This is a genomic window from Sphingomonas sp. CCH10-B3 (genome assembly GCF_001556185.1).
GTDB lineage: Bacteria > Pseudomonadota > Alphaproteobacteria > Sphingomonadales > Sphingomonadaceae > Sphingomonas > Sphingomonas aquatica.
Genome location: NZ_LSIJ01000021.1, coordinates 46,140 through 69,366, shown reverse-complemented (window position 1 = coordinate 69,366; position 23,227 = coordinate 46,140). Strand labels below are relative to the sequence as shown.

Annotated in this window: 22 protein-coding genes; 21 read left to right on the top strand and 1 reads right to left on the bottom strand. The window is 64.5% G+C overall.

The features are described 5' to 3' along the window. Positions 1–84: 84 nt before the first annotated feature. The 21 genes from AX672_RS04985 to AX672_RS04890 all read left to right on the top strand — a co-directional run bounded on the left by AX672_RS04985 (position 85) and on the right by AX672_RS04890 (position 20,028). Positions 85–456 (top strand): cupin domain-containing protein, encoded by a 372-nt coding sequence (locus AX672_RS04985; RefSeq protein WP_066649134.1) that lies wholly within the window; start codon positions 85–87, stop codon positions 454–456. Beyond that, positions 456–755, top strand: a complete 300-nt coding sequence (locus AX672_RS04980; RefSeq protein WP_066649128.1) for a hypothetical protein — start codon at positions 456–458, stop codon at positions 753–755. The genes AX672_RS04985 and AX672_RS04980 overlap by 1 nt, the downstream gene beginning before the upstream one ends. Further along, positions 748–1,413, top strand: coding sequence for a complex I 24 kDa subunit family protein (locus AX672_RS04975; RefSeq protein WP_066649125.1), 666 nt, complete (start codon positions 748–750; stop codon positions 1,411–1,413). Before AX672_RS04980 ends, AX672_RS04975 begins: the two co-directional genes overlap by 8 nt. Beyond that, the gene (locus AX672_RS04970; protein WP_231731156.1) at positions 1,413–1,586 is read left to right on the top strand and encodes a hypothetical protein; all 174 of its coding nucleotides are present in this window, start codon (positions 1,413–1,415) and stop codon (positions 1,584–1,586) included. The genes AX672_RS04975 and AX672_RS04970 overlap by 1 nt, the downstream gene beginning before the upstream one ends. Beyond that, positions 1,583–1,741 carry a hypothetical protein gene (locus AX672_RS18830; protein WP_202189238.1) on the top strand — a complete coding sequence of 53 codons (159 nt, stop codon included), beginning with the start codon at positions 1,583–1,585 and terminating at the stop codon, positions 1,739–1,741. Before AX672_RS04970 ends, AX672_RS18830 begins: the two co-directional genes overlap by 4 nt. Then, entirely contained in the window at positions 1,741–3,039 is a 1,299-nt protein-coding gene (nuoF, locus tag AX672_RS04965) for an NADH-quinone oxidoreductase subunit NuoF (RefSeq protein WP_066649119.1), read from the top strand. The genes AX672_RS18830 and nuoF overlap by 1 nt, the downstream gene beginning before the upstream one ends. Further along, positions 3,039–3,443 (top strand): hypothetical protein, encoded by a 405-nt coding sequence (locus AX672_RS04960; protein WP_066649117.1) that lies wholly within the window; start codon positions 3,039–3,041, stop codon positions 3,441–3,443. The genes nuoF and AX672_RS04960 overlap by 1 nt, the downstream gene beginning before the upstream one ends. After that, positions 3,443–5,446: an NADH-quinone oxidoreductase subunit NuoG gene (gene nuoG / locus AX672_RS04955; protein ID WP_066649112.1), complete on the top strand. Its 2,004-nt coding sequence runs from the start codon at positions 3,443–3,445 to the stop codon at positions 5,444–5,446. The genes AX672_RS04960 and nuoG overlap by 1 nt, the downstream gene beginning before the upstream one ends. Beyond that, positions 5,443–6,495 (top strand): NADH-quinone oxidoreductase subunit NuoH, encoded by a 1,053-nt coding sequence (nuoH, locus tag AX672_RS04950; RefSeq protein ID WP_066649109.1) that lies wholly within the window; start codon positions 5,443–5,445, stop codon positions 6,493–6,495. The genes nuoG and nuoH overlap by 4 nt, the downstream gene beginning before the upstream one ends. Continuing rightward, positions 6,492–6,977: an NADH-quinone oxidoreductase subunit NuoI gene (gene nuoI / locus AX672_RS04945; RefSeq protein ID WP_066649107.1), complete on the top strand. Its 486-nt coding sequence runs from the start codon at positions 6,492–6,494 to the stop codon at positions 6,975–6,977. Before nuoH ends, nuoI begins: the two co-directional genes overlap by 4 nt. A 33-nt stretch (positions 6,978–7,010) precedes the next feature. After that, the gene (locus tag AX672_RS04940) at positions 7,011–7,619 is read left to right on the top strand and encodes an NADH-quinone oxidoreductase subunit J (RefSeq protein WP_066649105.1); all 609 of its coding nucleotides are present in this window, start codon (positions 7,011–7,013) and stop codon (positions 7,617–7,619) included. Further along, positions 7,616–7,921, top strand: a complete 306-nt coding sequence (gene nuoK, locus AX672_RS04935; protein ID WP_066649099.1) for an NADH-quinone oxidoreductase subunit NuoK — start codon at positions 7,616–7,618, stop codon at positions 7,919–7,921. Before AX672_RS04940 ends, nuoK begins: the two co-directional genes overlap by 4 nt. A gap of 3 nt (positions 7,922–7,924) precedes the next feature. Next, complete coding sequence (nuoL, locus tag AX672_RS04930) at positions 7,925–9,994, top strand: NADH-quinone oxidoreductase subunit L (RefSeq protein ID WP_066649096.1); 2,070 nt, start codon at positions 7,925–7,927, stop codon at positions 9,992–9,994. A gap of 9 nt (positions 9,995–10,003) precedes the next feature. Beyond that, a complete protein-coding gene (locus AX672_RS04925; RefSeq protein WP_066649093.1) occupies positions 10,004–11,533 on the top strand; it encodes an NADH-quinone oxidoreductase subunit M in 1,530 nt (509 codons plus the stop codon). Position 11,534: 1 nt separating this feature from the next. Beyond that, complete coding sequence (gene nuoN / locus AX672_RS04920) at positions 11,535–12,974, top strand: NADH-quinone oxidoreductase subunit NuoN (RefSeq protein WP_066649091.1); 1,440 nt, start codon at positions 11,535–11,537, stop codon at positions 12,972–12,974. 8 nt (positions 12,975–12,982) lie between these two features. Next, entirely contained in the window at positions 12,983–13,681 is a 699-nt protein-coding gene (locus AX672_RS04915) for a biotin--[acetyl-CoA-carboxylase] ligase (protein ID WP_082730391.1), read from the top strand. Positions 13,682–13,796: 115 nt separating this feature from the next. Next, entirely contained in the window at positions 13,797–14,579 is a 783-nt protein-coding gene (locus AX672_RS04910; RefSeq protein ID WP_066649086.1) for a type III pantothenate kinase, read from the top strand. 98 nt (positions 14,580–14,677) lie between these two features. Beyond that, a complete protein-coding gene (locus AX672_RS04905) occupies positions 14,678–16,312 on the top strand; it encodes a ribonuclease J (RefSeq protein WP_066649084.1) in 1,635 nt (544 codons plus the stop codon). Between the two features lie 4 nt (positions 16,313–16,316). Further along, a complete protein-coding gene (locus tag AX672_RS04900) occupies positions 16,317–16,595 on the top strand; it encodes a DUF1467 family protein (RefSeq protein WP_066649082.1) in 279 nt (92 codons plus the stop codon). A gap of 149 nt (positions 16,596–16,744) precedes the next feature. Beyond that, entirely contained in the window at positions 16,745–18,943 is a 2,199-nt protein-coding gene (katG, locus tag AX672_RS04895; RefSeq protein ID WP_066649081.1) for a catalase/peroxidase HPI, read from the top strand. Positions 18,944–19,089: 146 nt separating this feature from the next. Next, complete coding sequence (locus AX672_RS04890) at positions 19,090–20,028, top strand: NAD(P)H-dependent flavin oxidoreductase (protein ID WP_066649080.1); 939 nt, start codon at positions 19,090–19,092, stop codon at positions 20,026–20,028. A 75-nt stretch (positions 20,029–20,103) separates the two neighbouring features. Here the strand turns inward: AX672_RS04890 and AX672_RS04885 are convergent, their stop codons facing one another. After that, positions 20,104–23,121, bottom strand: coding sequence for a TonB-dependent receptor plug domain-containing protein (locus AX672_RS04885; protein WP_231731155.1), 3,018 nt, complete (start codon positions 23,119–23,121; stop codon positions 20,104–20,106). Between the last annotated feature and the right edge of the window lie 106 nt (positions 23,122–23,227).

Genomic DNA, 23,227 nt, shown 5'->3' with positions numbered 1-23,227 from the left:
CAGCATCCACCGCTCCACAGGCGGTGTCGGGTCGGGCTGCACGATGGACCCTGAAACAAGTTCAGGGTGACGGAGTGTCGGCTGATGCCTGACACCCCCGCCACCCTCAACCTCGCCGACAAGCTCGCGCAGTTCGCGGATCACTGGAATCCGCGCATTGTCGGCCGCTACAATGGCAATGAAATCCGCCTCGCCAAGGTGCAGGGAGATTTCACCTGGCACGCGCATGCCGATACCGATGAGCTGTTCCTCGTCGTGGCGGGCGAGCTTTGCATCGAATTCCGCGACGGTGTGCGGCGGCTGACGGCGGGTGAGATGATCGTCGTGCCCAAGGGCACCGAGCATCGCCCCTTCGCCGAAGCCGAATGCCACCTGCTGCTGCTCGACCGCGAGGGCGAGCCGAACACCGGCATCAACCCGAGCGACATGACGCGCGCGACGCTGGAGGTGCTGTGATGGCCGATCTACCGCAGCCGCGCGCGATTGACCGGCTGGTCGACTTCGCCGACGGCGTCGCGGACCGGTTGCGCGTGCCGCTGTCGGTGGTGTCGGTCGGCTGGTTCGCGCTGACTTGCGCCGATTATGCAGGCTTTGTCCGACTGCCCAGTTTTGTGCTGATTGACGGTATGCCCGGCCTGATCGCGAGCGGGCTGTTCAATGCGCTGTGGTGGGGATTCCTCTATCCGCGTGCCGAGGCGCGCCGCGCCGAGCGTGCCGCCCAGTCTTCTTCCACGAGTTCGAACGCCCATGGCTGACACGATCCACATCCCCGACGAAGCCGAAACCCGGGCGCGCTGGGGCAATTTTGCCTGGTCGGCCGAGAGCGCCGAAAAGGCGAAAACCATCCTTTCGCGCTATCCCGCCGGGCGGCAGCAATCGGCGTCGATCCCGTTCCTCGATCTTGCGCAGCGCCAGGTCGGCGCGGAAACGCAGACGCAAGGCTGGCTGCCGGTGCCGGTGATCGAGTTCGTCGCGCGCGAACTCGGCATGCCCTATATGCGCGTGTACGAAGTCGCGAGCTTCTACACGATGTTCAATCTCGCCCCCGTCGGCCGCTATCATGTGCAGGTATGCGGGACGACGCCGTGCCTGCTTGCCGGGTCGGACGAGGTGATGAAGGCGTGCAAAAACCGCGGCCTCGTCAAGGGCAAGACGACGCCTGACGGCCTGTTCACGCTCACCGAAGTCGAATGCCTGGGCGCGTGCGCCAATGCGCCGATGGTGCAGATCAACGACGACAATTTCGAAGATCTCGACTATGATCGCACCACCGCCGTGCTTGACGCGCTGGCGCGGGGCGAGGCGCCGGCAGCGGGATCGCAGATCGGGCGCCGCGCGAGTTGCCCCGAAGGCGGGCCGACCACACTCGTCGAGATGGTGACCGGGAATCACGATTACCGGGGGGAATGGTGATGCCGAAATATGCCATGGCCGGTTTCCCGATCATCGGCGTCGTTTTCCTGCTGCTGGCGCTGTTCAAGTTCCTGAACGGCGACAGCTGGGTGGTCTGGGCACTACTCGGCTTCCTGTTCGGCGGGTTCGGCATCTTCACTGCGAAGCGCCCCGGCGCGGGAGGTGGCGCATGAACATCCTGATTTCGATCGGCATCGCCTTGCTGGCGCTGCTCGTGCTGGTGGTATTGGTGAAGCTCGCCTTCAACCTGATCGTGCTGGCGGTCGTGCTGGGGCTCGCGGTGGCGGCTTATTTCTTCCTCGAAAAGCTGTTGGGACAGGGCAAGTAATGCTCGCGGACAAGGATCGCATCTTCACCAATGTCTATGGGTTCCAGCCGTGGACCCTCGACGCCGCGCGTAAGCGGGGTGACTGGGACAATACGAAAGCGCTGCTCGAGATCGGGCAGGACGCGATCATCGATCGCATCAAGGCGAGCGGCCTGCGCGGGCGCGGCGGGGCAGGGTTCCCGACCGGCACCAAATGGAGCTTCATGCCCAAGGAGCCCAAGCCCGACCGCCCCAATTTCCTCGTCATCAACGCCGACGAGTCCGAGCCGGGCAGCTGCAAGGACCGCGAGATCATCCGCCACGATCCGCACAAGCTGATCGAAGGCGCGCTGGTCGCGGGCTTCGCGATGCGCGCGCGGGCGGCGTACATCTACATTCGCGGCGAATATATCCGCGAAGCCGAGACGTTGTTCGCTGCTGTTGCCGAAGCCTATGCGGCGGGGCTGGTCGGCAAGAACGCCTGCGGGTCGGGCTATGACTTCGACGTGTTCGTCCACCGCGGCGCGGGCGCCTATATCTGCGGCGAAGAAACCGCGATGCTCGAAAGCCTCGAGGGCAAGAAGGGCCAGCCGCGCCTGAAGCCGCCGTTCCCGGCGGGCGCGGGGCTCTATGGCTGTCCGACGACGGTCAACAATGTCGAATCGATCGCGGTGGTGCCGACGATCCTGCGCCGCTCGCCCGAATGGTTCGCGAGCTTTGGTGCGGAGAATAACAAGGGCACCAAGCTGTTCCAGATCAGCGGCCATGTGAACCGCCCCTGCGTGGTCGAGGAAGCGATGAGCATCCCGTTCCGCGAGCTGATCGAAAAGCACTGCGGCGGCATTCGCGGCGGGTGGGACAATCTGCTGGCGGTGATCCCCGGCGGATCGTCGGTGCCTTTGGTCCCCGCCGCGCAGATCATGGACTGCCCGATGGATTTCGACGGGCTGAAGAAGCTCGGCTCGGGGCTCGGCACGGCGGCCGTCATCGTGATGGACAAGTCCACCGACATCGTGCGCGCGATTTCGCGGCTCAGCTATTTCTACAAGCACGAAAGCTGCGGCCAGTGCACGCCGTGCCGCGAAGGCACCGGCTGGATGTGGCGGGTGATGGAACGGCTGCGCACTGGCGACGCCGAAGTGAGCGAGATCGATACGCTGTACCAGGTGACCAAGCAGGTCGAGGGCCACACCATCTGCGCGCTCGGCGATGCGGCAGCCTGGCCGATCCAGGGCCTGCTGCGCCACTTCCGCCCGGAGGTCGAGCGGCGGATCGCGGAGCGCAAGGGTGCGATGCCCATGGCGGAGGCGGCGGAGTGATGGGCGTTTTTCGTGTCGATCTGCGCCTGTCCAACCCGGTCACCGGGAGCGATGAGACCAATGCCCTCGCTCTGGTGGATACCGGCGCGATGCATTTGTGCATCCCCGAACGCGTTCGTGCGCTGCTTGGCTTGCAGGGCGACGATACCCGGCCTGTCCGCCTTGCCAGCGGTGAATTGATGGACGTGCCCTATGTCGGCCCGGTCAAGGTCGGCTTGATGGGACGCGATGTGTATACGGGCGCGATGGTGCTCGGCGAAGAGGTGCTGCTCGGCGCCATTCCGCTCGAAGATCTCGATCTCCATGTCGATCCGCTTCAGGGTCGGCTGATCCCCAATCCAAACAGCCCCGATCGCCCGATGTCGATGGCGATGGGTGTGCGCCCTGCACAGGCGAGCGAATAATGCCTAAACTCAAAGTCGATGGCGTCGAAATCGAAGTGCCCGCTGGTGCCACCGTGCTGCAGGCGTGCGAGCTGGCGGGGAAGGAAATTCCGCGCTTCTGCTATCACGAGCGGCTGAGCATTGCGGGCAATTGCCGCATGTGCCTGGTCGAAGTGAAGCCGGGGCCGCCCAAGCCGCAGGCGAGCTGCGCGCTGCCCGCGGCCGAGAATCAGGAAATTTTCACCAATTCGCCGATGGTCAAGAATGCGCGCGAAGGGGTGATGGAGTTTCTGCTCATCAACCACCCGCTCGATTGCCCGATCTGCGATCAGGGCGGCGAGTGCGACTTGCAGGACCAGTCGGTCGCCTATGGCCGCGGTTCGTCGCGCTACAGCGAAAACAAGCGCGCGGTGACCGAGAAGTATATGGGCCCGATCGTCAAGACGGTGATGACGCGCTGCATTCAATGCACGCGCTGCGTCCGCTTTGCCGAAGAAGTCGCCGGCGTCGAGGAAATCGGCGCGATCGGGCGCGGCGAGAGCATGCAGATCACCAGCTATCTCGAACATGCGGTGACCAGCGAACTGAGCGGTAATGTCGTCGATCTCTGCCCGGTCGGCGCGCTGACGTCGAAGCCCTATGCGTTCGAAGCGCGGCCGTGGGAGCTGAAGAAGACGCTGACGATCGACGTGATGGACGCGGTCGGCACCAACATCCGGCTCGATTCGCGCGGGCGGCAGGTGCTGCGCTGCCTGCCGCGCATCAACGAAGACGTGAACGAGGAATGGGCGAGCGACAAGACGCGCCACGCGGTCGATGGCCTGGTGCGCAAGCGGCTCGACCGGCCGTTCGTGCGGCGGGCGGGCAAGTTGGTCGAAGCGACGTGGGACGAGGCGTTCGCGGCGATTGCGGCAGTGGGGGCGGGGTCGTCGGTCGCAGCGATCGCGGGCGATCTGGTCGATTGCGAGACGATGTTCGCGGCCAAGTCATTGCTCGCGCAAGCCGGGTCGAGCTTGCTCGAAGGGCGGCAGACGGGGATGGATTACGACATCGCGTCGCTGGCCGCGCTCAACTTCAACACGACGATCGCGGGCACCGAGCGCGCCGATGCGATCCTGCTGGTCGGCACCAATTTGCGCTGGGAAGCGCCGCTGGTGAACACGCGGGTGCGGAAGGCGATCAAGCGCGGCGCGAAGGTGTTCGCGATCGGGCCCGAGGTCGATCTGACCTACAAGGTCGAGTGGCTCGGCGATGATCTGGGCGTGCTGGGGAGCCTGCCCGAGGCAGTGACCGAGCTGTTCGGCAAGGCCGAGCGACCGATGGTGATCGTCGGCGGCGCGGCACTGAAGAACGGGCTGGGCGGGGCGCTTGCCTTTGCGTCGCAGTTCAACCTCGTTCGCGAAGGCTGGAACGGCTTCAACACGGTGCATATGGCAGCAGCGCGGATGGGTGGGCTGATGCTCGGCTATGCGCAGGCCGGCGGGATCGCCGATGTGGTTGCCGCCAAGCCGAGCCTCGTGTTTTTCCTCGGCGCCGATGAAGTCGATTTTGCGGCGTTCGCGGGCAGCTTCAAGGTCTATGTCGGCCATCATGGCGATCGGGGTGCGGCGGCGGCCGATGTGGTGCTGCCGGGCGCGAGCTACGCCGAGAAGTCAGGGACCTGGGTCAATCTCGAAGGCCGGGTCCAGCGCGGCGAGCGCGCGGTGTTCCCGCCTGGCGATGCGCGCGAGGACTGGACGATTTTCCGGGCGCTCAGCGAGCGGTTGGGCCACGCGCTGCCGTTTGACACGCTCGACCAGTTGCGCGCGGCGATGGCGGCGGATGTTCCTGCGCTCGGGTCGCTGGGGCTGGCGCGTTTCGAGTGGAACCCGCCTGCGCTTGACGCCAAGGCGGAAGGGGTAATCGCGGGCTATCCGATCAAGGATTTCTACCTCACCAATGCGATCTGCCGCGCCTCGCCGACGATGCAGCGCTGCTCGGCCGAGCTGATCCACGGGCAGGATTTTGCGGAGGCGGCGGAATGACCAGCTGGTTCACCTATCTCGGCATGCCGTTCGAAGCGGCGTGGTTTACCGCGACGCTGATCGACATCCTGCTCATCGCTTTCCCGGTGATGCTGATGGTCGCGCTGATCATCTATGCCGACCGCAAGATCTGGGCGGCGATGGCGCTCCGGCGCGGGCCGAACGTCGTCGGGCCGATCGGCATCCTCCAGTCGTTCGCCGACGGCATCAAGGTGTTCCTGCAGGAAACGATCATTCCGTCGGGCGCCAACAAGGGGCTGTTCCTGCTCGCGCCGATCGTGACCTTCACCGTCGCGCTGATCGTGTGGGCGGTGGTGCCGTTTCAGGCCGATCTGATTCTGGCGAACATCAATGTCGGGCTGCTCTATGTGCTCGCGGCGAGTTCGCTCGGGGTGTATGGGATCATCCTCGCGGGCTGGTCGTCGAATTCGAAATACCCGTTCTTCTCGGCGATCCGCGCGGCGGCGCAGATGGTGTCCTACGAAGTCGCGATCGGTTTCGTGCTGATCTCGATCGTGCTGTGGGCAGGGACCTTCAATCTGGCGGGCATTGTCGAGGCGCAGAAGGGCGCGATCTTCGGCGTCGTCAACGGCTTCGGCTTCAACCCGCTGCTGTTCCCGATGGCGGTGGTGTTCTTCATTTCGTCGCTGGCGGAAACGCAGCGCGCGCCGTTCGACCTGACCGAGGCCGAGAGCGAACTCGTCGCGGGCTATCAGACCGAATATTCGAGCATGTCGTTCGCGCTCTACTGGCTCGGCGAATATGCCAACGTCATCCTGATGTGCACGCTCAACGCGACCTTGTTCTGGGGCGGCTATCTGCCGCCGGTCGACTGGGCGCCGCTCTATTTCGTGCCGGGGCTGATCTGGCTGTTCGCCAAGATGCTGTTCTTCTTCTTCCTGTTCAGCTGGGTGAAGGCGACGGTGCCACGCTATCGCTATGACCAGCTGATGCGGCTGGGGTGGAAGGTGTTTCTGCCGCTGAGCCTTGGCTTCGTTTTCCTGGTGTCGGGCTATTTGATGCTCGTCCGTGTCGGAGTTCCCGCATGAGCCTTGCTCAAACCATCAAAGCCTTCACCCTGTGGGAATTTCTGAAGGCGCACGCCAAGACCTTGTCCTATTTCTTCAAGGCCAAGGCGACGATCAACTATCCTTATGAGAAAAACCCGATCTCGCCCCGTTTCCGCGGCGAGCATGCGCTCCGCCGCTATCCGAACGGCGAGGAGCGCTGCATCGCGTGCAAGCTGTGCGAGGCGATCTGCCCCGCGCAGGCGATCACGATCGAGGCCGAGCCGCGCGCCGACGGCTCGCGCCGCACCACCCGCTACGACATCGACATGACCAAGTGCATTTACTGCGGCTTTTGCGCCGAAGCCTGCCCGGTCGATGCGATCGTCGAGGGGCCGAATTTCGAGTTTTCGACCGAAACGCGCGAGGAGCTGATCTACGACAAGGCGAAACTGCTCGATAACGGCGATCGCTGGGAACGCGCGATCGCCGCGAACCTTGCCGCCGATGCACCTTACCGTTAAGCGCCAGCCGATCCTGAGGGGCCTCCAGATATCGTGATTCAGGTTTTCGCCTTCTACCTCTTCGCAGCACTGGTGCTCACCTCGGGCGCGATGACGATTGCGTCGCGTAACCCGGTGCATTCGGTGCTGTGGCTGATTTTCGCCTTCTTCAACGCCGCCGGGCTGATGGTGCTGGTCGGCGCCGAGTTCATCGCGATGCTGCTGGTGATCGTTTACGTCGGCGCGGTGTCGGTGCTGTTCCTGTTCGTGGTGATGATGCTCGACATCGACTTTGCCGAGCTGCGCGCGGGCGTGTCGCGCTACATCTGGCCGGGGCTGACGCTCGCAGTCGCGCTCGCTGCCGAACTGGTGGTGACGGTGCAGGCGTGGTCGGTCGGGCCGATCGCGCTGGGGCGCCGCGTCGCGCCGATCACGGCCAAGCCCAATATCGAGGCGATCGGCGAGCTGCTTTATTCGCGCTACCTCTATATTTTTGAAGCCGCGGGGCTGGTGCTGCTGGTCGCGATGATCGGCGCGATCGTGCTGACGCATCGCCGCCGCTCCGGCGTGAAGCCGCAGAACATCGCGCGCCAGAATGCACGCCGGCCCGAGGAAGCGACCCGCAACGTCCAGGTGCCGGTCGGCGAGGGAGTCGAGCTGTGATCGGGCTGTTCCATTATCTCGTCGTCGCGGCGATCCTGTTCACCATGGGGGTGCTCGGCATCTTCCTCAACCGCAAGAACATCATCGTCATCCTGATGGCGATCGAGCTGATCCTGCTGGCAGTGAACATCAATTTCGTCGCGTTCAGCGCCTATCTCGGCGATCTCGTCGGCCAGATTTTCGCGATGTTCGTGCTGACGGTGGCGGCGGGCGAAGCGGCGATCGGGCTCGCGATCCTTGTCATCTATTTCCGTGGCCGCGGCACGATCGCGGTCGACGACGTCAACCGGATGAAGGGTTAAGTCGTGGGGACGTCGATCCTTCTCATCGTTTTCCTGCCGCTGCTCGCCGCGATCGTCGCGGGGCTGGGCAATCGCGCGATCGGTAATGTGCCGGCCAAGGTCATCACCACCGGCGCCTTGTTCGTGTCGTGCGCGCTGAGCTGGCCGATCTTCATCAGCTTCCTCGGCGGCGATGCGGTCAAGACCGTGACCCCGGTGTTCGACTGGATCCGCTCGGGCAGCCTCGAGATCGCCTGGTCGCTGCGGGTTGATGCGCTGACCGCAGTGATGCTTGTCGTCATCACCTCGGTATCCGCGCTCGTGCACCTTTATAGCTGGGGCTATATGGACGAGGACCCGGACCAGCCGCGCTTCTTCGCCTATCTCTCGCTGTTCACTTTCGCGATGCTGATGCTGGTGACCGCCGACAACATCGTCCAGATGTTTTTTGGCTGGGAAGGCGTGGGGCTGGCGAGCTATCTGCTGATCGGCTTCTGGTTCAAAAAGCCGAGCGCCAATGCTGCCGCGATCAAGGCGTTTGTGGTCAACCGGGTCGGCGATCTGGGCTTCATGCTCGGGATTTTCGGCACTTATCTGGTGTTCAACACCGTCCAGATCGACGAGATCCTGCGGCTCGCGCCGGGAATGGCGGGGTCGACGATCGGCTTCCTGTGGTTCCGCGCCGATACGATGACGGTGCTATGCCTGCTGCTGTTCGTCGGCGCGATGGGCAAGTCGGCGCAGCTCGGCCTCCACACTTGGTTGCCCGACGCGATGGAAGGGCCGACGCCCGTCTCCGCACTGATCCACGCCGCGACGATGGTGACGGCGGGCGTGTTCATGGTGTGCCGCTTGTCGCCGATGTTCGAAACCTCGCCGTTCGCGCTGACCGTGGTGATGACGGTGGGCGCGGCGACCTGTTTCTTCGCGGCGACGGTCGGCCTCGTTCAGACCGACATCAAGCGCGTGATCGCCTATTCGACCTGTTCGCAGCTCGGCTACATGTTTTTCGCGGCGGGCTGCGGCGCTTATGGCGCGGCGATGTTCCACCTGTTCACCCACGCCTTCTTCAAGGCACTGCTGTTCCTCGGCGCCGGCTCGGTGATCCACGCGATGCATCACGAGCAGGATATGCGCTTCTACGGCGGCCTGCGGAAATCGATCCCCGTAACCTTCTGGGCGATGATGATGGGCACGCTGGCGATCACCGGTGTCGGTATTCCGGCGGTGTTCGGCAACGAGTTGGCGATCGGCTTTGCGGGCTTCCATTCGAAGGACGCGATCATCGAAAGCGCCTGGGCAGCGGGGCAGCAGGGCGCGTCGATCACCGGCATCATCGTCGCGCTGCTGACGAGCTTCTATTCGTGGCGGCTGATGTTCCTGACCTTCTGGGGCGCGCCGCGCTGGGCGGGTTCCGAGCATATCCAGCATGCGCTCCACGCGCATGGCCATGACGATCACAAGCGTGATGATCATGGGCATGACGATCATGGGCATGACCATGGTCATCACCCCGCCGCGACTGGCGATGGCGGCTATCACCCGCACGAATCCCCGCTGTCGATGCTGCTGCCGCTGATCCTGTTGTCGGTCGGCGCGGTGGCGGCCGGGTTTGCCTTCCACGGCTTCTTCATCGAGCCTGCCTCAGGCGAGGAATTCTGGCGCGGTGCGATCGCTTACAGCGAGCACCTCGCGCACGAAGCGCATGAAGTGCCGCTGATGGTCAAGCTGTCGACCGGCATCGTCATGCTGCTCGGGCTGGGCGGGGCGTATTTCGCTTATGTCGCGCAGCCTGGCCTGCCGGGTGCCGTGTCGCGTGCGGTGCCGTGGCTGCACGACTGGCTGCTCAAGAAATGGTATTTCGACGAGCTGTACGACTTGCTGTTCGTCAAGCCTGCCTTCGCGTTCGGGCGGTTGTTCTGGCACGCCGGCGACGAAGCGACGATCGATCGCTTCGGGCCGAACGGCGCCGCCGCGATCGTCGCCTCGGGCAGCCGCGCGGCGGCGACGCTCCAGAGCGGTTACATCTATACCTATGCCTTCGTCATGCTGATCGGGCTCACCGCCGTGGTCACTTGGGCGATTGCGAGCTGAGCGGGGACCATGGACAATCTTCCGATCCTCTCGATCATGCTCGCCGTGCCCGCTGCGGCGGCAATCGGCTGCCTGTTCCTGAGCGCGAACGGTGCGCGCTGGCTGGCGCTTGCCGCGACGCTCGTCGATTTCGTGCTCGGCGTCGTGATGTGGGCCAACTTCGACATCGGCGGGCCGCAGTGGCAGTTCGTCGAGCGCGCGGCGGCGATCTTCGGACCCTTCGGCTGGTCGCTTGGCATCGACGGCTTTGCGCTGATGCTGATCATGCTCAGCGTGTTCCTGATGCCGATCTGCATCGGCGCGAGCTGGGAATCGGTCACCAGTCGCGTGCCCGAATATATGGCGGCGTTCCTGTTCACCGAAGTGCTGATGATCGGCACGTTCGCAGCGCAGGACCTGTTCCTATTCTACGTCTTCTTCGAAGGCGGGCTGATCCCGATGTTCCTGATCATCGGCATCTGGGGCGGGGCGAACCGCGTCTATGCGAGCTATAAGTTCTTTCTATACACGCTGCTCGGCTCGCTGCTGATGCTGATCGCGATGCTGTACATGGTGCAGCAGTCGGGCACGTCGGACATCCCGACCTTGCTGAATTACAACTTCCCGCGCGGGGCGCAGACCTGGCTGTGGCTGGCGTTCTTCGCGTCGTTCGCGGTCAAGATGCCGATGTGGCCAGTGCATACCTGGCTGCCCGATGCGCACGTGCAGGCGCCGACGGCGGGGTCAGTGATTCTGGCGGGCGTGCTGCTCAAGCTCGGCGGCTATGGCTTCCTGCGCTTCTCGGTGCCGATGTTCCCCGAAGCCTCGGCGAGTCTGACCTGGCTGATCCTCGCGCTGTCGGCGGTTGCGGTGATCTACACGTCGCTGGTGGCGTTGGTGCAGTCGGACATGAAGAAGCTGATCGCCTATTCGTCGGTCGCGCATATGGCGATCGTGACGATCGGGCTGTTCGCCTTCAACCAGCAGGGCATCGAAGGCGCGATGATCGTGATGCTGAGCCACGGGCTCGTGTCGGGCGCGCTGTTCCTGTGCGTCGGCATTATCTACGACCGGCTGCATACCCGTGAGATCAGCCGCTATGGTGGCCTTGCGATCAACATGCCGCGCTATGCGATCTTCTTCCTGCTGTTCACGATGGCGTCGATCGGCTTGCCGGGGACGAGCGGCTTTGTCGGCGAGTTCCTGAGCCTTGCTGGCACCTATCAGGTGTCGACCGTCGCGACTTTCCTCTGCACGACCGGCATCATCCTTGGCGCTGCCTACATGCTCTATCTCTACCGCCGGATCGCGTTCGGCGAGATCGTCCATGACGATGTCCGCGTGATGCCCGACCTGTCGATGCGCGAAGTCGCACTGCTGCTGCCGATCGGTCTCGCGGTGCTGTGGATGGGTGTCTATCCCGAAAGCTTCCTTGCGCCGATGCGCGGCGATGCGAAGACGCTGGTCGCCAGGGTTGCGCGCGCGCAGCCGGTGGGCGACTCGCAGCCGACACCGGGCACGCCGCCGGTCGCCGCAACCGCGCATGCGGAGGCGCATTGAGATGGACATGCACCAGAACCTGCTGACCACGCTGCCCGAAATCCTGCTGTCGATCGGCGGGCTGATCCTGATGATGGCCGCAGCCTGCGGCGGCAGCGCCCGCGCGATCGGCTGGACTGCGGTCGCGGTGCTTGTTGGCGCGATCATTGCGCTGTTCGGCCCGGCCTCGGCGGTCGGTGACGCCTTCGGCGGGCTCTACAAGGCCGATGCGTTTGCCAATTTTGCCAAGGTGCTGATCTTCGGCGCGGCAGCAGTGGCGATCGTGATGGCGCCGGGCTTCTTCGAGCGTACCACCGGCGACGCGATGCGGCCCGAATATCCGGTGCTGATCCTGTTTTCCGCCGTCGGCATGGGGATGATGGTGTCGGCGGGCGACCTGCTGACGCTTTATGTCGGGCTCGAACTGCAGAGCCTTGCCGCTTACGTGCTCGCGAGCATGATGCGCCGCGACCTGCGCTCGGCGGAGGCGGGTCTCAAATATTTCGTGCTGGGGGCGTTGGCGAGCGGGATCCTGCTCTACGGCATCAGCCTCGTTTACGGCTTCAGCGGCACGACGGGCTTCGATGCGATCGCAACCGCCTATACCGGCGCGCATTCGAAGGGGCTGTTGTTCGGGCTGGTGTTCGTGTTCGCCGGGCTCGCGTTCAAGATGAGCGCGGTGCCGTTCCATATGTGGACCCCCGACGTTTACGAAGGCGCGCCGACGCCGGTCACTGCCTTCTTCGGCTCGGCGCCCAAGGTGGCGGCGATGCTGCTCGCGGTGCGGGTCGCGGTCGAAGCGATGGGGCCGGCGACGTTCGAGTGGCGCCAGATCGTCGTGTTCGCGTCGCTCGCGTCGATCGTGCTCGGCGCGGCGGGCGCGATCGGGCAAGGCAATATCAAGCGGCTGCTGGCGTACAGCTCGATCAACAACGTCGGTTTTGCGCTGGTGGGGCTTGCGGCGGGTACGCCGCAGGGCGTGTCGGCGGTGCTGATCTACATGGCGATTTATGTCGTCATGACGCTCGGCAGCTTCCTGATCGTGCTGCAGATGAAGGACCATGAGGGTCAGTCGATCGAGAGCATCGCAAGTCTCTCGGGCATGTCGCGGACGCGCCCCGGCCTTGCCTTCGCGCTCGCGGTGATGATGTTCTCGCTGGCCGGAATTCCGCCGCTGTTCGGCTTCTACGCCAAGTTCGTGGTGTTCTGGGCGGCGGTGCAGGCGGGGCTGTTCGTCTATGCAGCGATCGGCATCGCGCTGTCGGCGGTGGGTGCCTATTATTACCTCCGCATCGTCAAGACGATGTATTTCGACGAGCCTGCTGCTGCCTTTGCGCCGGTCCGTGACCCGGTCGAAGGCGGGCTGATCGTTGCATCGACGGCGTTCCTGTCGCCGCTCGGCTATTTCCTGATCCCTGCGCTCGGGCTGTGGAGCGCGGCGGCGGCAAAGGCGTTGTTCTGACGGCGACGATCCGGACCATTGCCACGACTGCATCGACCAACGCCGACCTGATCGCGCTGGCCGCGACCGGGCAGGGCGAGGGGTTCTGGCTGCGCGCTGAGCAGCAGACCGGCGGACGCGGGCGGCAGGGTCGCGTGTGGCAATCCCCGCCGGGCAATTTCTATGGCTCGACGCTGGTGCGGCTGCGCGGGAGCGATCCGGCACCTGCGACGCTCGCGCTGGTGGCGGCAGTGGCGCTCGAGGAAGCGGTGCGGACGCTGGTGCCCGACGCCGCGCTGGCGATCAAATGGCCCAATGACCTGTTGCTCGGCGGCGCCAAGCTGGCGGGCATTCTGCTCGAACGCGCAGGCGACGCCGTCGTCGTCGGCATCGGCGTCAACCTTGCGTATCACCCACACGACCTCGACCGTCCTGTGACGAGCCTCGCCGCGCACGGCGCGGCACCAGATCCCGCTGCCTTTGCCGAGGTGTTGGCCGATGGCTTCGCGGCATGGCTCGCGCGCTGGCGGGGCGAGGGGCTGGCGCCGGTCCGCGAGCGCTGGCTCGCGCGCGCGCATCCGCCCGGCACCGCGCTTGCCGCCAGCCTGCCCGATCGCGACCGGATCGAGGGGCTGTTCGAACGGCTCGATCATGACGGCGCGCTGATCCTGCGCTTGGCGGACGGCAGCGTCCGTGCCATTCACGCGGCCGATGTTTTTCTGATTTAGGTCTGGCGTTCGTTTAGGTGGAATCGTCATTGCGAGCGCGGCGAAGCAATCCAGTCCGCCGCTATGGATTGCTTCGCTACGCTCGCAATGACGGTGTAACAGGGGAAAAGGCGCAATGCTGCTCGCGATCGATGTCGGCAATACCAATGTCGTCTTCGCGGTGATCGACGAAGGCCGCATCCGCACGCGCTGGCGGATCGCGACCGACGCGCGGCGCACGGCGGACGAATATGCGGTCTGGCTCAATCAGCTGATGCAGCTCGAGGGGATCGATCGTCAGGCGGTGACCGATGTGATCATCGCGACCGTCGTCCCGCGCGCGACGCATAACCTGCAAGTGCTGAGCGAGAAGTATTTCGGCACCACCGCGCTGATCGCGGGGCAGCCGCCGGTCGCCTGGGGCTTCGAAATCGACGTCAAGGAGCCAAGCTCCTTGGGCGCCGACCGTGCCGTGAATATCGTTGCGGCCCATGCCCTCCACGAAGGCGACCTGATCGTCGTCGATTTCGGCACCGCGACCAAGTTCGAAGTCATCGACTTCAATGGCGCCTATAAGGGCGGGATCATCGCGCCGGGGATCAACCTGTCGCTCGACGCACTGGTAACGGCGGCCGCCAAGCTGCCGCGCATCGCGATCGAAGCGCCCGCCGATACCAGCGTCATCGGCCGCGATACGGTCAGCCAGATGCACATCGGCATTTATTGGGGCTATATCGGCATGATCGAGGGGCTGGTCGCGCGGTTGAAGGCCGAAATCGGCCGCCCAGCCAAGGTGATCGCGACCGGCGGGCTGGCGGTGCTGTTCGAAAAGCACACCGATGTGTTCGACGTGATCGAACCCGACCTGACCATTCAGGGGCTGGCGATGATGTGGAGTCGCGCCCATATGAATCGCTAGGCGCGCGCCGGCGCCGCAAAATTCAAGGGTCGCGCACCTTCATCGCGCATTGCCCCCGCTATCTCGCGGCGGCTTCAAAACGAAAGACAAAGACTTAAGTGACTCCAGGAAATGAACTGATTTTCGTCGCCCTCGGCGGCTCGGGCGAGATTGGCATGAACGTCAATCTCTATGGCTGCCAGGGCAAGTGGATCATGGTCGATTGCGGCATTACCTTTGCCGATCCGGCCTATCCGGGCATCGACCTGATTTTGCCCGACCTCGCCTTTATCGAGGAGCGTGGTGACGACCTGCTCGGCATCGTGCTGACGCATGGGCATGAGGACCATATCGGCGCGCTGCCCTACCTCGCCGAGGATCTCGGTGTGCCGCTGTTCGCCTCGCCGTTCACAGCGGGGCTGATCGCGGGCAAGCTCGAGGAAGAAGGCAATGCCGCGCGGATCGACCTGAACGTGATCGAGCCGGGCGAGGCATTCGCGCTTGGGCCGTTCGGGCTGCGCTTCGTGCCGGTCGCGCATTCGATTCCCGAAGGCAGCGCGCTGCTGATCGAAACGCCCTATGGCCGCGTGTTCCACACCGGCGACTGGAAGCTCGACGAGACGCCGGTGATCGGCAGCCCTGCCGACCCCGAAGTGATCAAGGCGATCGGCGACCAGGGCGTGCTCGCGTTGGTGTGCGATTCGACCAATGTGTTCAATCCCGAGCCCTCGGGCTCGGAGGCGAGCGTGCGTGAAGGGCTGCGCAATGTCGTCGCGGCCGCGAAGGGGCGAGTGCTCGTCACCACCTTCGCGTCGAATGCGGCGCGGCTGAAGACGCTTGCCGATGTCGCGAACGATACCGGGCGGACGCTCTGCGTCGCGGGGCGGTCGCTCGATCGCATCCTGAAGGTCGCGCGCGCGACCGGCTATCTGAAGGATTTCCCGGCCGTCGTCGATTTCGACGACGCGATGCGGCTGCCCGCCGACGAAGTGCTGATCATCGCCACTGGCGGTCAGGGCGAGGAGCGCGCCGCGCTCGGCCGGATCGCCAGTGGCAATCACCAGATCAGCCTGGGCGAGGGCGACACGGTGATCTTTTCGTCGAAGCAGATCCCCGGCAACGAAGTCGCGATTGGCCGGATCATGAACCAGCTTGCCGCCAAGGGCGTGCTGATGGTCACCGACCGTCAGGCGCATGTCCATGTGTCGGGTCATCCGGGGCGTCCAGAACTGGCGACGATGTATGGCTGGGTGCGGCCGCAGATTCTGGTGCCGGTGCACGGCGAAATGCGCCACTTGATGGAACAGGCGCGCTTTGGCCTGTCGCAGGGGATCCCGGGCGCGGTGGTGCAGACCGACGGTGACATCATCCGCCTCGCGCCGGGGACGCCCGCCAAGATCGGCAATGCGCCGGTCGGTCGGCTGGTGCTCGACGGCGATGTCATCCTGCCTGCCGATGGTGCGACGATCAACGAGCGCCGCAAGCTGGCGATCAATGGCCAGATGTCGGTCGCGGTCGCCCTTATGCGCGGCAAGCTGGTCGGCGAGCCGCAAATCCGTATCCAGGGTATTCCGGTCGAGGAAGACCGCGATCCGTTCCTCGACGAAGCGATCGACGCGGCGGCAAAGGCCGCGGGCGAGGGTGGTCGCGACCGCGAGAAGCTGCGCGAGAATATCCGGCTCGCCGTACGCCGGGTCGCCGCGCGGTGGACGGGCAAGAAGCCAGTCGTCGATGTGCTGCTGATCGAGGGCTGAGCCGATGCAACTGACGTCGCTGCTCGCGATCTACGCGCTGTTCTGGGCGTTCTCGATCTTCCTCGTGCTGCCTTTCGGCGTGCGCACCGCTGATGAAGCGGGCGTCGCCAAGGTGCCGGGGCAGGCCGAAAGCGCGCCCGCCGAGTTCCGCCCGTGGCGCACGGTGATGCGGATTACGATCGTTGCCAGCGTGCTGTTCGGCCTGTTCCTGCTCAACGCGCACTATGGGTGGGTGACGGCCGAGACGATCGACTTCTTTGGTGGGACCAAGCCGGTCGAGTGAGCGCGGCGGCTGAGCCTGCGCACCAAACAAGTAAATTCGATCACAGACATCAGAAGCGATCGTTTCGCGCTGCGATCGGCTCGGCCTATGGTTGCTTCAGGGCTGCAGCGTGAGTCGCGTCGCCAGCCCCAACCATGATTGGAGAGACGATGGACGCCGAAACCACGTGCCCCGTGCCGCACGACCGCCACGACCGCGCCAAGATCTGGGGAATGTCGAACCGCGATTGGTGGCCCAACCAGCTCCACCTCGGCATGCTGCACCAGCATTCATCGAAATCGGACCCGATGGGTACCGAATTCAACTATGCCGAGGAATTCAAGACGCTCGATCTCGATGCGGTCGTCGCCGACCTGCATGCGCTGATGACCGATTCGCAGCCTTGGTGGCCGGCCGATTATGGCCATTACGGCCCCTTCTTCATTCGCATGGCGTGGCATAGCGCCGGCACCTATCGCATCGCCGACGGGCGTGGCGGGGCAGGGTCGGGCACGCAGCGCTTCGCACCGCTCAACAGCTGGCCGGATAACGGCAATCTCGACAAGGCACGCCGCCTGCTGTGGCCGATCAAGCAGAAATATGGCCGCAAGCTGAGCTGGGCCGATCTGATGATCCTCGCCGGCAACGTCGCGCTCGAATCCATGGGCTTCAAGACCTTTGGTTTTGCCGGTGGCCGCGCCGATGTTTGGGAACCCGAAGAGGACATCTACTGGGGGCCCGAGGGCAAGTGGCTCGATGACCAGCGTTATTCGGGTGACCGCGAGCTCGCCAACCCGCTCGGCGCCGTCCAGATGGGTCTCATTTACGTCAATCCCGAAGGGCCGAACGGCACGCCTGATCCGATCGGCTCGGGCCGCGACATCCGTGAGACCTTCGCGCGCATGGCGATGAACGACGAAGAGACGGTCGCGCTGGTCGCGGGCGGCCATACCTTTGGCAAGGCGCATGGCGCGGGTGATCCCGGCCAGTTCGTCGGTCCCGAGCCCGAAGGCGCGTCGATCGAGCTGATGGGGCTTGGCTGGCGCAACACGATGGGCAGCGGCGTCGGTGTCAATACCATCACCAGCGGCATCGAAGGCGCCTGGACGCCGACGCCGATCAGCTGGGATAACAGCTATTTCGACACGCTTTTGAACAATGAGTGGGAGCTGACGCGGAGCCCTGCCGGTGCTCAACAGTGGACGCCGAAGAACCCCGAAGCGCAGGGTATCGTGCCCGACGCGCATGATCCGTCGCGCCGTCACGCACCGATGATGACGACCGCCGACATGGCGCTGAAGATGGACCCTGCGTATCTGGAAATCTCGAAGCGTTTCCATGCCAATCCCGATCAGTTTGCCGACGCTTTTGCGCGCGCGTGGTTCAAGCTGACTCACCGCGACATGGGGCCGCGCCCGCGTTACCTCGGCAAGCTGGTGCCGCAGGAAGTGCTGATCTGGCAGGATCCGGTGCCCGAAGTCGACCATCCGCTGGTCGATGATGCCGATGTTGCGGCGCTGAAGGCGAAGCTGCTCGGATCGGGGCTGACCGGTGCGCAGCTGGTGCGGACGGCCTGGGCTTCGGCCTCGACCTTCCGCGGCAGCGACATGCGCGGTGGCGCCAATGGCGCGCGGATCCGGCTCGCGCCGCAGAAGGACTGGGCGGTCAACGACCCCGCCGAACTGGCGCAGGTGCTGCCGGTGTTCGAGGCCATCAAGACCGAGTTCGACGGTTCGGCTGCAGGTGGCAAGAAAGTGTCGATCGCCGACCTGATCGTGCTCGGCGGCACGGCAGCGGTCGAGGATGCGGCGAAGAAGGCTGGGTATGACATGACCGTGCCGTTCACGCCGGGCCGTACCGACGCGAGCCAGGACCAGACCGACGCGCACAGCTTCGCGCCGCTCGAGCCGATCGCCGATGGCTTCCGCAACTGGGCGCGCGACGATCATCCGCTGTCGCTGGAGGCGTTGCTCGTCGACCGTGCGCAGTTGCTGACCCTGACCGCGCCCGAGATGACGGTGCTGGTGGGTGGCCTGCGCGTGCTCGGCGCCAATGCCGGGGGCTCGACGCATGGCGTGCTCACCGATCGCGTCGGCACGCTGTCGAACGACTATTTCGTCAACCTGCTCGACATCGGCACCGAGTGGAAGCCAGTCGGCGGCGACGACGAGGAGTTCGAAGGTCACGACCGCACGACCGGCGCGCGCAAATGGACCGGCACCCGCGCCGATCTGGTGTTCGGATCGAATTCGGTGCTGCGCGCGGTCGCTGAAGTCTATGGCTGCGCCGATGGCGAAGCGAAGTTCGTGCACGACTTCGCGGCAGCTTGGACGAAGGTGATGAACCTCGATCGCTTCGATCTGCGCTGATCGACGATCGGGTAAAGCGATGACGGGGCGGCGTGTCGGGGGAACCCGGCACGCCGCCCTTTCGATTCCGGTCGTCCGCATTTCGCTTTGACAAGCGCGCGCCACCCGCGAGACTGGGCGTCAAAGACCAACAGGGGAGGCCAAGCATGAACCGTTTTCTGGCGCACAGTGGCGCACGCTATCCGATCATTCAGGCGCCGATGGGCTGGATCGCGCGCTCGGCGCTGGCGTCTGCGGTGTGCAACGCGGGCGGGCTCGGCATCATCGAAACCTCCTCGGGCGAAACCGAGGCGTGCCAGGCCGAAATCGTGAAGATGAAGGACCTGACCAGCGCGCCGTTCGGGGTGAACCTTCCGATCCGCTTCCTGAAGGATGATGCGATGCTGCATTTCATCTGCGGTTCGGGCGTGAAGTTCGTCACCACATCGGCGGGCAGCCCGGCCAAGTTCATCGCGCCGCTGAAGGAGGCGGGGATCACCGTCTATCACGCGGTGCCGACGGTCGACGCGGCGCTGAAATGCGTCGCGGCGGGAATCGACGGGCTGGTGGTCGAAGGCGCCGAGGGCGGCGGCTTCAAGAATCCGGAGGAAGTGTCGACGCTTGTCCTCCTGCAGGCGATCCGGCGCGTGCCCGATGTGCCGCTGGTGGCGGCGGGCGGCATCTGCGACGGCAAGGGCATGGCCGCCGCTTTCGCGCTGGGGGCAGAGGCCGTGCAGATGGGCACGCGCTTCGTCTCGTCGGCCGAAAGCCCGGTGCATCACAATTACAAACAGGCGATTATCGATGCCAAGGAAACCGGCACTTATGTGCTCAACCAGAAATCGACGCCGTGCATCCGCGCTTTGAAGACCGAGCGGACGGCGGCGATCCACGAAGCTGGGTTGATGCCCGCCGACACCTTTGCGCGGCTGCAGGAGCTGTATTTTGGTGGAGATATGGAAGCGGCCGTCGGGCTCGCGGGCCAGACATCGGGCCTGATCGACGACGTGAAGCCGGTCAAGGCGATCATCGACGAAACGATCGCCGAATTCCACGCAATCTGTGCGCGGATGGGGGGCATGGCAGCGCCCGGGGTGTTCGGCTGATCGCCGCGAAAGTCAGGTAGCTGCAGGCAAAAAAAGACGGGCGACGGCAGCGAACTGCCGCCGCCCGGCAGGGGCTTAGAACTTTATGCGCGCGCCCATGGTGAAGGCACGCCCGATCGGATCATAGATCGTCGGGAAAGTGTTGCCGCTGTTGAACGCGGTCCCGCCGACGCCGCTACCGACGTTAGGCGGCTGACGGTCGAGCAGATTGTCGATCGTCATCGTCAGTTCGAGGTTCTTGAGCGGCATCACCCGCAGCGACAGGTCGAACAGGTCATAGGCGTCGATCTGCCGGAAAGCCGGCAGCACCGTCGTCGGGTTCGGGCCGCCGGGCTGCGGCGTCGATACCGGCTGGATCGCGGTCGCAAGGAACGGCTCCAGCTCCACTGCGCTGACGCGGGTCCACAGCAGCGAGATGTCGAACCATTCGCGGCTGTAGGTCAGGCGGGTGTTGGACCGGAACTTCGCACGCGGGTTGGTGCAGCCGTTGGCGCTGTAATAGCCCGTGCAATCGCGGTTGATGGCATTCGGCGTCGCCTGGAAGTTGTAATAATCCAGCAGCGTCCCGTTGAAGCCCAGCGTCAGCGTGCCGCCATTCTTCAGGCCGAAGTCGTCGAGATCGAAGCGCTGCGACAGGGTGAAGTCGATGCCCGCGGTCTGGATGACACCAAGGTTCGAGAAGCTGAGGATCACGCCCGGCGTTTCGCCCGCACCGTTCAAGCTGCCGGTGAGCGGATTGCGCCGGATCAGCTGGCAGAATGCGTTGTTGGCGAAGGTCGGGTTGAGGGCGGCCGAATAGCAACCGTTCAGGATGTCGGCCTGTGCCGGCTGCGTGATCGCATTGTTCACCCGGATGTTGAAATAGTCGATCGTGACCGACAGACCCTTGACGAAGCGCGGCGTGAAGACGCCGCCAACAGTAAATGTGGTTGCCCGTTCGACGTTGAGCGTATTGTTGCCCGCCGTGGTGACGTTGATCTGGCCCGAGGTCGGCGCCGGAATCTGGCCGATCGTCGCCTGCGGTGCGCCAGTGGCAACGCACAGCGCGGCGAGGCCGGCCGACAGGCCCGTCCCTTGGCACGGATCGACCGTCAGGTTGCCCAGCCCCTGCACTGCCGACTGGAACAGTTCCTGAATGTTCGGCGAGCGCACCGCCCGCTGATAGGTGCCGCGGAACTTGAAGCCGGCGAACGGCTCATAAGTGCCGCCGACCTTCCAGGTGGTGCTGGCGCCGGTGGTCGAATAGTCGGAGAAGCGGATGCCGCCTTCGAGCGACAACTTGTAGAAGAACGGCTTGTCCTCGACGAGCGGCACCGCCAGTTCGATGAAACCTTCGCTGACGGTATAGGCACCGCGGTCAGGCGGCGTACGCGCGCCGGTGCCGAGCACTTCGCCCTGAATCTGCGACGATGCGTCAGGCTGGCTGGCAGCGCTGAGGTCGCGATATTCGCCACCGACCGAGAAAGCGATCGGGTGCGAAGCGAACGGCGAGGTCAGCCCGAACAAGTCACCCGAAATGCTGCCAGTGAAGACCGCCAGCTGGGTCTTGCGATTGATCAGCGCGTCGAGATCGATGAAGTCGAGCTGATCCTGGGTGATGCTGCCATTGGGGCCGAACAGGTTCAGCGGTACGCAGTTGTTGGTCGTATCGGCGCAACGGATGGTGCCATTGGCGGCACCGCCGACGACGCGATAGGCGCGCAGCGCTTGCTGCACGCGGCTGAACGATCCCCAGTTCTGGCGAACCTGATTCTGGGTCGTCTCACCATATTGTGCCGAGAAGTCATATTTGATGGTGTCGGTGATCTTGCCGCGGATACCGGCCTGGATCTGGAAGACCTGGCTGGTGATCGGGTTGCCGCGCGGACCATATTCGGTGAAGCGCCGCTGCGCGATCACGGGTGTTTCGATATAGCCCGCTGTCCCCGGACCACCCTGAACGACCGCGGCCGCGTTGCAGTTGGCCATGGTGATATTGCGCGCGGTGCAAATCTGGTTGCGGATGCCAGCTGGCAGAAAGGGGTTGTTGAGCGCCAGCTGATAAGTGTTACCGAAGGTGCCCGACGGCGCCAGCTGCAGCCGCACTTCGTTGCGGTTGAAGAAGGCGGTCGAATAGAATTCGAGATGCTCGTTGATCTCGTAACGGCCCGCCGCATAGACGTTGATGCGATTGAGCGGCGTCTGGAAATAGGTGCCGTTGTTGGTGTTGTAAGTGTCGTTTGCCGTGGCTGCCTGCAGCAGGCCGGTAGTCGGGTTGACGACGGCGCCGAAGGTGCTGGCCGGCAGCCCGAGCTGGGCGTTGGTCGGCGAGGCGAAGATCGTCACCTGCGCAGCCGTCGCGCCCTGGAACAGCCCGGTGGTCGAGCTGATCGGAAACGCACTGATCGGGCGCTGGGTATGCAGCAGAGGCGACGCGTCGGTATAGTCGATGCCGAGCACCACATTGCCGCGGTTGTCATCGAAATTGGCACCAACCAGCAAATTGGCACGGAAACGCTCGGCGCCGCCGCGTTCGACGGCGCGATAATTGACCGACAGGTCGAGCCCTGCGAAATTGCGCTTGGTAATGAAGTTGACGACACCGGCAACGGCGTCTGCACCATAGACCGACGACGCGCCGCCGGTCACGACGTCGACACGCTCGACGAGCGCGATCGGGATGACGTTGGTGTCGGTCAGGCCGTCGAGGCCGAACGGCACGACGCGGCGGTTATCGAGCAGCACGAGCGTGCGGTTGGTGCCGATGCCGCGCAGGTCGATCGTGGCCGAGCCGTCCGAACCGTTGTTGACGCCGGGGCCGATCGACGGGCGAACCGCCGGCAGGTCGCGGATCAATTCTTCAGCTGTGCCGGGCTGGCGGAAACCAATTTCGGCTGCGCTGATGACATTGACCGGGCTGGCGAGCTCAAGGTCGGGCCGCGCAATGCGCGTGCCGGTGACGACGACTTCGCCGTTGCCAGCAGCCACTTCGGCGCCATCGGGGGCCTTTTGCGGATCGGCGGGTGCGGTCTGCGCCAGCGCGGGCACCGCGAACAGGCAAGAACTCGCCATCAATGTCGTGGTGAAAAAGCCACGACGCATTGTCTTCAACATTCGTCTTTCTCCCCAAAAGCTCGGATCGCTCCCCCTGCGAAGCGCCCCGCCACGCTCACCGACCGGCCGTTCGGGCTCGACACGATGCGCAAGAGCGCCAAGGTTG